This is a genomic window from uncultured Selenomonas sp. (assembly GCA_905372355.1).
Lineage (GTDB): Bacteria > Bacillota > Negativicutes > Selenomonadales > Selenomonadaceae > Selenomonas.
Map to the genome: position 1 here is coordinate 13,967 of CAJPOT010000013.1, position 13,795 is coordinate 27,761.

The following is a 13,795-nucleotide window of genomic DNA, read 5'->3' on the forward strand; positions in this document are numbered from 1 at the left end:
GTTACAATATGGGCGTGGCTCTTGCCAAGGATTTCAAGATGCTCTTCTTCTCCTCGCGCGACAGCCCGGACAGGCGCTCCATGCCATCCTTCCACTTCTCGGCCAGAACACGCATCGTTTCGGGCATTTCCTCTTCCAACAGCGAGTCTACAGATTCGCCGAGTTCCTGAGCGTCCTTGTCCCAGTTCTTGCCGTCGACAAAGGTCAGGCGATCCGCTTTGGCAGCAAGTCCCATGAAATATAAGGTGAGATTCTTCTTGTCTTCCAGCATATCAACGATTGCCGCGTGAAAAGGCTCATCCCTATATTGCCCCGTTCTCGCCTCCACAGCAGCAACATCCCAGCGGATCACGCAGCCCGGATAGCCCTTGGAACGAATATGGTCGCCATCCTTCTCGTTCAGGCGTTCTTCCACGCCCGCCTGCTTCCAAGCGGCAAACATTTCCTCGGCAGATTCGTCACCATCACGAAAAGCCAAGCGCATCCATTTCGCATAATGCATCAAGCCAAAAAGGTTCGGTCTGCTACCAAGCATTCTTCGCAATATTTCGCTGAAAGCCGCCCCCTCACTGAGGCCGACAGACTTTGCAAAGAAATGCCTCGCTTCTTCGTAGTCGCCGCCCCAATATTCCAATGCGGCGCGACTCTGTGCATGGCGCATCCTGTCCGCTTCCTGCGAAAAGTATTGGAACGCTCTGTGCGACGCATTTCTTCCCGCTTGCCAATGCTCTTTTTCGCCGCTCTGCATGAGCAGACTGTATGTCTGTACCATCGAGGAAGAAACCTTGCCCAAAAGGTCAGAGTACAGCGGCTCTTCTTCCTCATTCGGGAGAGCAGATTTTTTCTGTTTGCCATCTTTTCTCATCGGATGAATGATGGGCAGGATCGACAAGGTTTCCGTCAAGCCTTTTTCCAATTTCTTCAATCTTTCCAAGGCTTCTTCATAGGCATAAATATTTTTCAGATGTTCGATCTCACGAATGCGATAGTCCGTGCAAGACCAAGCAGACTCAAGCGGCAAGGGCATCTGACTGAGGATCTTGTTGCAAAGCTCGATCTCGCGCTGCGAGGCTGCTGTATCGCCTTGATGCGTATGACGCGTCAAATCGTAGAAATGCTTGTCGAAATAGAACATATCGGACGCGCAATCAATTTCCTGCAGGAACGGGAAGAGGTCCTCTTCCAAACGAGCCGAAAGGTGCTCCGCCTGCACAAACTGACGCGAGTCAATCAGCGTGCCCATGGCATGTACCAAAATATCATACTGCAGCTTGCGGCTTCTCACACTCATCGCTTTCAGGTTTGCCGCCAGCAAATCGTGAAATTTCTTGCAATCCGCCTCACTGCGTCCTTCCTCATAAATGAGATACCACGAATAAATGGCGTCAGCAATGCGATTCTCAATGAAGAGCCGCCGCACTTGCTCCATCGCATCGTCCTCAATGACGAGGATGTTGTTTTTCTGTTCTCTGATGTATTCGCGCGCAACCGCATCGAGCTTTTGCCGCCCGCCGCGCACCGCCGTGCAGACGAGATCAGCGAGCATCAGACGATGCAGCTTCCTCGCGCTTCCTTCCTTTATATCGATCGGTTGCAGACGCTTTTGCGCTACCCGTGAGATCCGGCTTTTACCCAGTGCCATGCGTTCCTCTATGCGGCGCTTATACTCCTCCTGAGCGATCATCTTCTTTTGATCGCTCAATTCCTTTTCGGACATCGCCTTGCGCCACGCATAGAGGACATGCAGCTGAACATCGTCCTCCGTCTGAGCCAACAATTCCATGGCAAGCTTCACGACACCGTCGGCAAGGATGTTCAGATACGTGCGGTCGCTGTTGACGATGTCATAGTACCGTCCCTCGCCGAAAACAACAGGCTTCATGCCGCGGTCAAACATCGCCCGCACCATGTCTTCGATGAAATCCCCGAGATTGGCGCGACGGTACTCTTCCATCCCGTGAAACGGCTCGATGGAGATCGGCGCGTACGTCTCCTTGCTTGCTCGCACCTCTTGAAACAGCGCAAACGCTTCCGCCTCGGACAGCGGCTTTTCCGTCCAATAGCCGGCGACGATCGAAGCCCGTCCTGTATTCGGCGTTCCCTGCGGCTCAAAGCTGCCGCTCTCATCAAGGTAAAGATAGTAGTTCTTCATTTCTTTTCCTCCGATTTCATGTTTCCGATAGGTTGCATGCTTTTTATGCGATCGAGGCAGTCGCCGAGCCATCGGTCTACCTCTCTGCGATTCATCGAGGTTTCTGTGCTTTTTATATTCCCTGCATGATTGATCCTGTTGCGCGTTCTGCGAATCCTGCGGTAATCGGCAACGAGCGTCAGGACATCTTCTACAGCATAAGCCGTCCGCAGTATGCCTTCTTCCAGCAGCACCCTGAATTCCGCTGCACGCGCCTCCGGCGAATTGCTCCTTTTAGGCAAATCATCTTTATCCAAGGCATCGCCCAGACCATAGAGGCGGCATTTTCCCTCCGCGCTCATCGCGTTCAATGCATTGCAGGTCTTTTCCCAACCTGCTTTTCGTTGTAGGAGCACGGCAAGATCTTCTGGCATCTTCTGGTTTTTGGGTGGATATTTCTGAATCATTTCATACAGCTTTTTGAGCTCCGGGAGTTTCTCGATATACTGCTCTGGATTTTTCCCCATCTTTTCGATGTTTCCGCGATTCTCCAGTAGAAATTCCAATGTTTCCCGCCCTTTCGCAAAAATCTCCGATTCCAAGCCCCTCAAAGGATCGTCTTCCCTTTTCTGCATACGTTTGATCGCGTCTTGGAACTGATTTAAACAATATTTTTGACGTTCAAGAGCATAGGACTCCTTCGAGCAAAGGTCGAGGACATTCTTCTGCCACGAAGGCCTTTGCGGATCCACCATTTGTTTTTCCATCATCTCACGCCAAACGGGATAGAATACCCGCTTCTCTTCCAGGTAAACGGGCATCCATTCCACATAGAGCGTCATTGCCTGTTGCGTGAAGCCGTTCTTCAGGCACCAGCGGATCATCTCGTAGTAAAGTGCAGCCTCTTCGCCCTCTGCATACTTCAAGATGTCCTCGTAGGCACTGTTGATCGTGTCGAGCATCAGCGAGAACGCCTTTTCCTTCAGGCTGTCCGCTGCAATGTTGTGCTGCGAGAATTCATCGAGAGCATGCTTCAAATCCGCAAGGACGGATTTTATCGCATCAACTTGGCAAATCTGCATGACATCGGAGTAGCGGTGCATGGCATGCAGCAGTTTCTTGAGAGGCTCGGAAAGCTCGTATGCCCCGCTCGCATTGTTTTCATAATCGTAGTCAAAATACTCTTCCAGTGTGAGCGAGCTTCCATATTTGACGAAGGCATCGGCTCCGGCGATGAGCTGTGACAAGGATGTCAGTGCTGTGATATTGAACAGGCGGCTCGGTATGTTCTCAGCTTTTTGATAATCGGAATAGAGAATTTTTTCCACCGTCATCCCATCGTGCTGCAAAAGCTGCACAATCTGGCTCAGGATCATGCCCGCTGAACGTATGCCCCCCGTCACATCGACGTATAGTCGGCAATCCGACCAACAATGTCCCGCGTCTTTCAGCTCCTTCTTGATTCGTTCCGCCGCATGAATCGCCTGCCTGACGCATTCCCGATCAAGCTCCTCCGTCGGATATTCAAAATCGATAAAACGAAAGACTGTCTTTTGCAAGGCAGGGCAGCGCTCCGTCATAAAACTCTGGAAAAAATCAACTTGATCCTTATACGGCGGACGCTTTTCCGCTTCTCCAAAAACTTTGACTTCAAAATGCGGTGTCCGCTCATCGTTCGTTGAGAAGCCGTAAATGTAGTCAATCTTTTCCCCCTTCTCCTGCAGCATCTTTGCCATGCTGTAGGCAGGTGCCTCATTGGTAAGACTGCCCGTGACATAGCCCTTTTCAATTTTTCCATCCATGCAATAAGCGTATGCCTGCGATGCTGGTACATCCCCATATATCACGCTAAAGAATGTGATAAAGATATTGACGCTCTTCCCCATGGTCATTCTCCCTTCTATTCATCTTAAATTATAGGTTAATTATACTCTCCTCATCTTACGTTTTCCAGAGCTTCGTTATATAATGTGAAAGAATACTTTCGTCTGCACTAGCAGCCGCTGACATCCAGGAGACCTCACTATGAAAATCCAGCCGCAGCCGCGCCGTTTGGGCGCATTCCTTTCCTTTTGCTTTCTCATTGCCCTCGCCCTCTACGGGCTTTTCCACCTGCCGGGCGGCGAGGGGGACGATCCGCCGACATGCAAGGCACAGATTCTCGCCGTCGAGGAGAGCGCGAACGATATGGAGAAGTTCGCGCCGGGCAGCGAGAAATATTATGTGACGATCCGCCTCGAATCCGGCCCCAACGAGGGCGAGGAGGCGCGCATCGTCCACCGCACGCTCAACAATCCGGCCTTTGACATCCATCCGAAGGAGGGCGAGAACATCCTCGTGCGCGAGGAACACGGCTCCTACGCCATCGTCGACTATGACCGCCTGCCCGGCGTGCTGTGGCTGCTCTTCGGCTTCGCGCTCGTCCTCATCCTCTTCGGCGGCGTGACGGGGCTCAAGGCTCTTCTCGTGCTGCTCTTCGCCGTCTTCCTGATCGCCAAGGGGCTCATATCGCTGATCCTCTTCTCGCCGACGCACATCCTCTTGTGGACGTTCCTCATCGGCTCTCTCATCACGCTCAGCACCCAGCTCGTCGTCAACGGCTGCAACGTGAAGTCGGCGGGCGCGATCATCGGCACGATCGGCGGCATCTTCGTCGCAGGCCTGCTGGCGCTCCTCGCCATCCACTTCACCTACTTGACGGGCATCGCCGAAGAGCACGCAGGAATGCTCAAGGTATTGTATCTGAAGGATGTCGATTTTCGCGAACTGCTCTTTTCGGGCATCGTCCTCGGCGCGCTCGGCGCGGTCATGGACGTCGCCGTCTCCATCGCGTCCGCGCAGTGCGAGATGAAGAACCTCGCGCCCAAGACATCGTTCACCGTGCTCGTCGCTTCGGGACTCGCCGTCGGTCGCGACGTCATGGGCACGATGGCGAACACGCTCGTGCTCGCCTACATCGGCGGCGCACTGCCTTTGATGCTGCTGCTCTTCTCGCAGCCGAACCTCTCCTTCGTGCACGTCGCAAACCTTGACATGATCGCAACCGAGATCGTGCGCTCGCTCATCGGCAGCATTGGACTGCTCTTCGCCATTCCCATCACGGCGTATGCGACGGCGTTCCTCGTGACGCGACCTGTGCCGAAAGAGCGTCTGCACAGGAGAACGCCGCAGGAACATCCGCAAGAATAAGGAGGTATCTCATGGACTTCCCTTTGACCCAAAGACAGCAGGAGATCATTCGCTTCTACCATCTCAATCCGTTCATCGAATACCTGCATGCCGCCGTCGTGCCGAAGCCAGATGGCACGGTCGAGCTTCGTCTGATGATCGAGCCCGAGCATACGAACCTCTACAACATCGTGCATGGCGGCGTTCTGATGACGCTCGCCGACACGGCGATGGGCGCGGCCGCGCTCGCGCGAAACAAGAAGGTCGTGACGATGTCGCTCTCGATGGACTTCATGCACGCCGTGCCGCTGGCCAAGACGATCATCGCGACGGGCATTTGCCTGCACGACGGCAAGCACGCGATGACCTTGGAGAGCGAGATCAAGGACGAGGACGGCAAGATCTACGCCAAGGGACACGGCACGTTCTACGTGCTCGGCAAGTTCCTTGAAGACGAGGAGTAGTGCCGCGCTTTTAAGGAGTCTCGCCCCTTTGACGATAACAAGACGAAGGGATTTTTGCCCAAGGAAGCAGACGCATACCCAAGGAGGGGACACGATGTTTGAATGGGTTGGCAAGATCAGCGACTACACGGCGACGTGGAGGCTGAAGAAGGAAGCGAACTGGCGCATCAAGACCGGGCAGTCAATCTCGCTCACGGACAGCAAGAAGGACTTCGCGGAGGAGGCGCGTCAAAGGAAGCCGCAGACCGTCGGCACGCTCGCCAAGGTCACGGATGCGACGCGGCTCGCCATCATCTCGCAGAAAGCGCGCGGCGGCAAGAAACTCACGCCCGAGGAGCTTCGCCTCTTGAGGGAAAATGACGAGGCGCTCTACCAGAAGGCGAAGAAAGCGGACGACGCACGCGAGGAACTGAAGGCTGCCTTGAAGCGTGCCAAGACGAAAGAAGCTGCACGCCGCATCCTCATGGACGCGCAGCTCAAGGTCGCGATCGAGGCGATGGAGGCTGCAAAGAGCGGCGCAGGAAGCCTGCCCGCCGCCTCTGCGAGCGGTGCGGGCGGTGCATCGTCGGCTGAAGCCGGCAGAGCCGCCGCCAACGACTCTGCCGCCGCGCCCGAAGGAGGAGCGTCGGGCTTTAGCGACGGAGCTGCCCCCGCCCTGGCCGGTGCAGGTGAGGCAGCGGCAGCAAAGGCCGCTCCTGCTGCACAGGCAGGGCAGGAGGTGCAAGGCGGCGCGGCGAGCACAAATGGCAGTACAGAAGCCGCACAGAGCGGCGCGGCGGAAAAGGGCGCGGCGCACGACGGTAAGGCGCATGATGCCGGCGAGAAGAAGCCGTCGTTTCTCGAAGAGCGCGTCGCCCAGCTCAAGGCAAGCTACAGCCGCGCGATGGACGAGCTGGAAAACGCGAAAAATGCGAAATTCGACCTCGACGACACCTACATCATCGTCCTTCGCGCACTTGCCGACGAATGGCGCGAGTTCACTTCATCGAAGGCGTGGGAGAAGCTTCCCGAGAACGAGCGCGAGGCGAAGCTGCGCGGCAAGCACGGCGCAGCGGGCGACTACGGCAGACGGGGCAGCGCGGATGCGCTCCTTTCGCTGGCGGATTCCTACAAGACTTCGGGCAAGGAAGAGTTGCCGCAGCTCGTCGACCTCCTCGCGCATGTGGACGAAGAGACGGGCGGCGCAGGCTTTTCCGTCGGCGAAAGGAAGATTGGCGGCATAGATACGAGACGCTGAAGAGGCACGAATAAAATAAACGCCGCCAAAATGGCGGCGTTGAATGTATCCGTGCTCCTAAGGAAAGGCTGAATTTATCAGTGCTTTCTTAAGAGCCCAGGCAGGAATCGCTCTTTCTCAGCACTTCCTGCATTTTCCATTGACGGGGACGACCGATTGCCGCTTTTGCGGCGGCCGCCAGAAAGGACGATCTCAATGGCACAGTTTGAATCGCGCAACATCACGATGATGATGGATCTTTATGAGCTGACGATGGCCTACGGCTATTTCCGCGAGGGCGAGGAGGCTAGGAAGACACGCGCCTCCTTCGACGTCTTCTTCCGCCGCCACCCCGACGGCGGCGGCTTTTCCATCTTCGCGGGGCTTGAGCAGATCGTCGAGTACATCGAGGCGATGCACTTCTCGCCTGCTGACATCGACTACCTGCGCTCGCTCTCGCTCTTCGACGAAGACTTCCTCGACTACCTCGCGCGCTACCGCTTCACAGGTGACATCCGCGCATTTCGCGAGGGCACGATCATGTACCCCGAAGAGCCGATCCTCACCGTGACCGCGCCCATCATTGACGCACAGCTCGTCGAGACGGCGCTCCTCGCCGAGATCAACCACCAGTCGCTCATCGCGACGAAGACGCGCCGCATCGTGCGGGCGGCGGGCGGCCGCGTCGTCTCCGACTTCGGCGCACGCCGCGCACACAACGTCGACGCCGCTGTCTACGGCGCACGCGCCGCCTACATCGGCGGCGCGGCCTCGACGGCGACGGTGCTCGCGGGCCAGCTCTTCGGCATCCCCGTCAGCGGTACAATGGCGCATAGCTGGGTCATGTACTATGACGACGAATACACGGCATTCAAGAAGTATGCCGAGACGTACCCCGACAACGCCGTCTTCCTCGTCGATACCTACGACGTCATACATTCGGGCATTCCGAACGCCATCCGCGCCGCCAAGGACGTGCTCGATCCGCTGGGCAAAAGACTCAAGGGCGTGCGCATCGACTCGGGCGACCTCGCCTACCTCTCCAAGCGCGTGCGCACCATGCTCGACGCGGCGGGGCTTTCCGACTGCAAGATCATCGCCTCGAACAGCCTCGACGAGTATACGATCTCCTCAATTCTCAACGCGCAGGGGGGCAAGATCGATGCCTTCGGCGTAGGCGAACGCCTGATCACGTCGAAGAGCGAGCCGGTCTTCGGCGCGGTCTACAAGCTCGCCGCCGTGGAAAAGGACGGCGAGGTGCTCGCGAAGATCAAAGTTTCCGAAACGGTTGAGAAGATCACGAACCCCGGCAGGAAAAAGGTCTACCGTATCTACGACGCAGAAGGCCACGCCATCGCCGACCTCCTGACGCTCGCCGACGAAACGCCCGACATGACGAAGCCCTATCGCTACATCGACCCCAAGAAGCCGTGGAAGCACCGCTTCTTCACAAACTGCACGGCGCGCGAGTTGCAGGAAGATGTCATCAAGAACGGCAAATTCGTGTCGAAGCAGCCGTCGCTCGAAGAAATCCGCGCCTACGTCAAGGCGCAGCTCGACCGCGAGATCTGGCAGGAGGAGCAGCGCTTCGAGAACCCGCACACGCACTACCTCGACATGAGCCCCGCCTACTACGAGATGAAGCTCGCGCTTTTGAACGAGATGCAGCAGTATTGAAGAGGCGGCGCGTGCCATGCAGTCAAAATATGAGGAGGAAATCGCATGTTAGAACTAGCAGGGTATTATGACGGCGCAAACGTGCAGCTCTTGGAAGGAGCGAGTCTGAAAAAATATCAGATTCTAAAAATCATCGTCACGGATGACTTTGTAGATGAGACCAAAACCTATTCATTGCCGAATAACGACCAGCTCCGTATCAATGACGACGATAAGGCGCAACAGGCTTATGACAGGCTTCTGTCTCATGCCAAACCGGGTATCAGCAGCGGAGACTATAAAAAAGACTTGATGGAAATGCTGGAGAAAAAATATGCGGATGTTGATTGATACCAATGTCATCATGGACGTCTTAGTCGGGCGGGAGCCTTTTCTGCATGACTCTCGCCAAGTGTTAAAGATGTGCAAAAACAAGCAGATTCACGGATATCTGGCGGCACATACCATAACGAATCTATTTTATATACTGCGGAAGTATTATCCCTCAGACGAATGCCATGACATTCTATTAGATCTTTTCGATATTTTTTCCGTTATATCAGTGGACGACAGTAAACTGAGGCTCGCTCTTGCAAATAAGCGATTCAAGGATTTCGAGGATTGTCTGCAGATGGAATGCGGACGCGCCGTGGACGTGAGATACATCGTCACCAGAGATGCGAGCGACTTTATGGATAGCGATATCCCATGCCTGACGCCGAGCAAAGTATGCGCAATGTATTCGGACACGATCTAGGAAACGGCATAGATGTGTCCGGAATACTATCACTTGCCGCCATCCCTTGACAATAACCGAAAGCGATGATATTCTTCCTCCTGGAAGCCATCATCACGACAAACAGCATATTGACGGATCAGGTGTCGCAAGACTCAATAGAGAAGCCGGAAGAGCCGGCGCGGTCCCGCCACTGTAACAGCGAGCGAATCTGCAGGAAACGTCACTGGGGTGACCCGGGAAGGCGCAGAGGAGCGATGAACTGGAGCCAGGAGAACTGCCTGATCGACGATCACCGTCTGACCTGCGAGCGATGGGGAGGGGATCTGCGCCTTGCGATTGGTTCACGTCTTTTGGATGCTGTTCCAGCGATGGTTTCGTGTGCATATACAGCACGGCATGCGGCAAGGCAAGGATATTTTGCAGCCTTTCTTTCCTTTGCAGGAAAAGAGGCTGCTTTTATTTTGCGAATGTGAAAGGACGCAATGCGCCCTCCTCGCAAACGTCCAGCTGTATGCCTTGTACGTCCATCGCTTCCACAGGTGCCGCAGAAAAATGCTTTCAGCAAATGGGGACTGCGGCTGAGAACTCATATTTTCAGATGGGGTGAAAACATGAACGCTAACAGAAGAAACGCTCTCCTCACGATCGGCGTCGGAATCGTCCTGTGGTTCCTGCCGATTCCTGACGGCGTCACACCGCTCGCCTGGCATTTGCTCGCGGTCTTTGTCGCGACGGTGCTCGGCTTTATCCTGCATCCGCTGCCCATCGGCGCGGTGGCCTTCATCGCGATTTCCTTTTCCGTCTGGGCGGGGCTTTTGAAGACCTCGGACGCCCTGGCGGGCTATGGCAACAGCACGATCTGGCTGATCGTCTGCGCCTTCCTCTATTCGCGCGGCTTCATCAAGAGCGGACTCGGCAAGCGCATCGCCTTTCGCATCATCGAGGCGATCGGCAAGAGTGCGCTGTCGCTCGGTTACGCCATCGCTCTGAGCGAACTTGTGATTTCGCCCGCGACACCCTCGGCCACGGCACGCGGCGGCGGCATCCTCTATCCGATCGTGCGCTCCCTGGCAGAAGCTCTTGGCTCGAAGCCCGGCGAGAGTGCGCGGCGCATCGGCACTTATCTCATGCAGGTCGGCTACCATACGGATGCCGTGACCTGCACGATGTTCGTGACCTCGATGGCGGGCAACCCGCTCTGCGTGGCGCTCGCCGAAAAGACGCTGGGCGTTCATGTCACATGGATGGGCTGGGCGAGCGCTGCCATCGTGCCGGGACTCATCGCGCTCCTGCTCGTTCCCTATGTCATGATGAAGCTCTCTCCGCCCGAACTCGTGCGCATTCCCGACGCGAAGGGACTGGCGCAGCGCGAATTGTCCGAAATGGGTCCGATGAGCCTTGCCGAGAAAGGGCTGTCCGTCATTTTCGTCGCCTCCCTCGCGCTCTGGGCAAGCTCGGGTCTCACGGGCATCGACGCGACACCCGTCGCCATGGGCGCGGTCTGCCTCATGCTCATGCTCGACATCATCAACTGGCAGGACGTCATCAAGGAAAAAGGCGCGTGGGACGCAATGTTCTGGATGGGTTCGTTGATGACGCTCGCCTCGGCTCTCGCAAAATCCGGCATCATCACTTGGATTGCCAACGGCGCCGGCGCGGCGATTTCCTCGCTCGGTTTTGACTGGGTCATCTCCTGCCTCATCATCCTGCTTTTCTACACTTACATTCACTATGCGTTTGCCAGCGTCACGGCGCGCATCAGTGCACTCTATGCGGCGTTCATCGCCGTCAGCGTCACCGTCGGTGCACCGCCTCTTTTGGTCGCTATCGTCTTCGGCATTTTCGCCGACGTGCCGATTTCCCTCACGCACTACGGCAACGGCTGCGCCCCCATCTACTTTGGCGGCGACTACGTCTCGCAGGGCGAATGGTGGAAGAACGGCTTCATCATGACGACCATAACGACACTGATTTACCTGACGATCGGCGCGGCCTGGTGGAAAGTCTTGGGGCTTTGGTGAACTGCGGCAAACGGATTCTTAGCCGGGAGGGAAGCCCGTGAAAGGCAGGGCTTCCCTTCTATGGTATTTCAGCCCGATCCCGCATGAGACCGCCCGACGCAAAACCACTTCTGAAAAGAAAGGAATCTTATTCATGTTACTTCTCTATCGTCTGCACCGCTGGATCAGTGCGATCTGTGCAGTGTTTTTCCTCCTGCTTTGCCTCACGGGGCTGCCTCTTCTCTTCAAGGAGGAGATCACGCAGTGGAACCGCGTCGAGCCTCTGCCCCATGCGGGAGACTCCTCCTACCATGTGCTCTGGCAGGGAACTTCTGCCGGACTCGACAAGGTCCTGGAAGAGAACCCCGACAAGAAGGTGCAGGCCATTTCCGCCATGCCCGAGCATGGGCTTCTGCTCTACCGCATCGCTGACAAGGGCAGTCACGGGCGCACGGGGCGCATGAGCATGGGCGGCACGCAGATCGCCTATTCGCCCATGACGGAGCAGGCCGTTCCGTGGCGCAGCGGCGCAGTGAAGTCGCCTGCCGTCGCGAGCCTCATGCACACGCTGCACATCCTGCACCTGCGGCTCGCCATGGGGCAGGGCGGTATGATCTTCCTCGGCATTATGTGTTTCCTCAGCTTCCTCTCCATTCTCGGCGGCCTGCTGCTCTATCCGACCTTCATGCGCCGCCGCCTTTTCGGCGGCACGCGCGGCGGCGTCTCGGCGGGCAGCTCCTTCGACTGGCACAACTTCCTCGGCGTCGTCACGGCGGTCTGGGCGGGGCTTCTGACCTTGAGCGGCGTTGCCATCGTCATCTTCTCCGTGGGCTACGGCGCTTACCTCGCGGATGTCGACGCCCACGCGCCGCAGGGGGATGCTGCGAGCGTCCGCTACGAGGATATGCTCGCCTATGCGAAAGAAGCCTTCCCCGAGCAGGATGTCCTGAGCATGGAGGCCGCGACGGGCAAACTCCCCGCGACGCTCTACCTGACGGATGCGGCGCACCCCGCGATGTTCATGGGGCAGAAGGTGCTCTTTTCCCGCACGGCAGACGGCGAGCTCCTGCACTTCACAGAGCCGCTGCCGTGTTACTTGGCCGTCTGCGCCTCGCTGCTCGACCTCCACATCCACAACCATTCGACGATTCTCCTGAAGCTCTTTTGGGCGCTGCTCGACATCTTGACGATCACCGTCATCGTCACGGGCTTCCTCGGCTGGTGGCGTCGCTGCCACAGGCAGAAGGAGCGCCGCCCTGTCTTTGCCGACGGAAGAGGCCGCGCCCTCATGGCGTCCGTTTGGAAACTGCCGGCGCTCCTCGCGGGGCTTTCCCTCATCGGCATGACGGCACCGCTCTCGGACACCTTCCTCGGCAACACGAGCGGCTCCCTTGCCTGGCTTCTTGTCCTCGCCGTAAGCCTTGCTGCATGGCTTTTCGCCAAGCGTCCGTAAGGCAGCGCAATCGAACAGAAAGGAAAGATCTATGGCACGAATTCTCCTGCGTCGTCTCTTGATGATGCTCGTCATCCTCTTTTTGCTCTCGGTCATCACGTTCCTCCTCATGCACACGTCGGACTCCGATCCCGTGAAGCTCTACATGATTCGCTCGGGAATCATCCCGACGCCCGAGCTGATCGCGGAGGTGCGCGCGCGCTACGGACTCGACGAGCCGATCTGGGTGCAGTATTTCGTATGGCTGCGCGACCTCCTCTCGGGCGATCTCGGCTACTCGCTGCTCTTCTCCATGCCCGTGGCGACGCTCTTAAAGGATGCGATACCAAACACGATTCTTCTGGCGGTTTCGGCGATGGGGCTTTCGATCCTCATCTCCGTGCCGCTCGCAGTTCTCGCATTTCGCTTCTATGCGCGGCCGCTCGATCTCGTCATTCGCTTCGGCTCGTTCTTTGGTATCACGATACCGACGATATGGCTGTCCTTGATCTTCATCTACATTTTCTCGGTCAAGCTGTCTTTGATACCGATCCATACGACGGGACTCACGGGGCTGATCCTGCCGTCTCTCGTGCTCTCCTTCTACTACATGGGTCTGTATGTGCGCCGCCTGCGCGGTGCGCTCCTCGAAGAGCATCAAAAGGACTATGTGACGGGCGCGCGCGCCCTCGGGCTTTCCGATTCGCGCATCCTCTGGCGCTACATCATGCCGAACGCGCTGCCGAACATCATCACGATGTTTGGCCTGTCCTTTGGCAGTCTCTTGGGCGGCACGGTCGTCATCGAGGCGATCTTCGGCTGGCGCGGCATGGGCTTTCTGATGGTCGAGGCCATAAAGAACAACGACTTCACGCTCATGCAGGCCTACGTCCTCTGGGGCGCGGGCATCTTCATCCTCGTCAACCTCGCGGCGGACATCCTCTGCCTGTGGCTGAATCCCAAGGTGCGCGAACAGGAGGTGGGCTGAC

Annotated in this window: 12 protein-coding genes and 1 riboswitch; of the genes, 10 read left to right on the forward strand and 2 right to left on the reverse strand. The window is 56.9% G+C overall.

Going from position 1 to position 13,795, the window contains the following annotated elements:
* Window position 1 precedes the first annotated feature (1 nt).
* Both QZ177_RS08215 and QZ177_RS08220 read right to left on the reverse strand, forming a co-directional pair.
* Window positions 2–2,152 (reverse strand): hypothetical protein, encoded by a 2,151-nt coding sequence (locus QZ177_RS08215; RefSeq protein ID WP_294176718.1) that lies wholly within the window; start codon window positions 2,150–2,152, stop codon window positions 2–4.
* A complete protein-coding gene (locus QZ177_RS08220; protein WP_294176719.1) occupies window positions 2,149–3,933 on the reverse strand; it encodes a TM1812 family CRISPR-associated protein in 1,785 nt (594 codons plus the stop codon). Before QZ177_RS08220 ends, QZ177_RS08215 begins: the two co-directional genes overlap by 4 nt.
* Before the next feature lie 223 nt (window positions 3,934–4,156).
* Between QZ177_RS08220 and QZ177_RS08225 the strand changes: the two genes are divergently transcribed.
* The 10 genes from QZ177_RS08225 (at window position 4,157) to QZ177_RS08270 (ending at window position 13,794) form a co-directional block, all read left to right on the forward strand.
* Complete coding sequence (locus QZ177_RS08225; RefSeq protein WP_294176720.1) at window positions 4,157–5,320, forward strand: YibE/F family protein; 1,164 nt, start codon at window positions 4,157–4,159, stop codon at window positions 5,318–5,320.
* A gap of 11 nt (window positions 5,321–5,331) precedes the next feature.
* Window positions 5,332–5,763 (forward strand): PaaI family thioesterase, encoded by a 432-nt coding sequence (locus QZ177_RS08230; protein ID WP_294176722.1) that lies wholly within the window; start codon window positions 5,332–5,334, stop codon window positions 5,761–5,763.
* Between the two features lie 94 nt (window positions 5,764–5,857).
* Complete coding sequence (locus QZ177_RS08235; protein WP_294176726.1) at window positions 5,858–7,000, forward strand: hypothetical protein; 1,143 nt, start codon at window positions 5,858–5,860, stop codon at window positions 6,998–7,000.
* 195 nt (window positions 7,001–7,195) lie between these two features.
* On the forward strand, window positions 7,196–8,656 hold the full coding sequence (locus tag QZ177_RS08240) for a nicotinate phosphoribosyltransferase (protein ID WP_294176728.1): 1,461 nt from the start codon (window positions 7,196–7,198) through the stop codon (window positions 8,654–8,656).
* Between the two features lie 45 nt (window positions 8,657–8,701).
* Entirely contained in the window at window positions 8,702–8,986 is a 285-nt protein-coding gene (locus tag QZ177_RS08245) for a hypothetical protein (protein ID WP_009645824.1), read from the forward strand.
* Window positions 8,970–9,392, forward strand: coding sequence for a PIN domain-containing protein (locus QZ177_RS08250; RefSeq protein WP_294176734.1), 423 nt, complete (start codon window positions 8,970–8,972; stop codon window positions 9,390–9,392). Before QZ177_RS08245 ends, QZ177_RS08250 begins: the two co-directional genes overlap by 17 nt.
* 103 nt (window positions 9,393–9,495) lie before the next feature.
* A riboswitch (cobalamin riboswitch) is annotated at window positions 9,496–9,671 on the forward strand.
* Window positions 9,629–9,847, forward strand: a complete 219-nt coding sequence (locus QZ177_RS08255) for a hypothetical protein (RefSeq protein ID WP_294176736.1) — start codon at window positions 9,629–9,631, stop codon at window positions 9,845–9,847. (Overlaps the previous riboswitch by 43 nt.)
* A gap of 138 nt (window positions 9,848–9,985) precedes the next feature.
* Window positions 9,986–11,395 carry a DASS family sodium-coupled anion symporter gene (locus QZ177_RS08260; protein ID WP_294176737.1) on the forward strand — a complete coding sequence of 470 codons (1,410 nt, stop codon included), beginning with the start codon at window positions 9,986–9,988 and terminating at the stop codon, window positions 11,393–11,395.
* Between the two features lie 133 nt (window positions 11,396–11,528).
* A complete protein-coding gene (locus tag QZ177_RS08265; protein WP_294176739.1) occupies window positions 11,529–12,827 on the forward strand; it encodes a PepSY-associated TM helix domain-containing protein in 1,299 nt (432 codons plus the stop codon).
* 31 nt (window positions 12,828–12,858) lie between these two features.
* The gene (locus QZ177_RS08270) at window positions 12,859–13,794 is read left to right on the forward strand and encodes an ABC transporter permease (protein WP_294176741.1); all 936 of its coding nucleotides are present in this window, start codon (window positions 12,859–12,861) and stop codon (window positions 13,792–13,794) included.
* Window position 13,795: the final 1 nt, after the last annotated feature.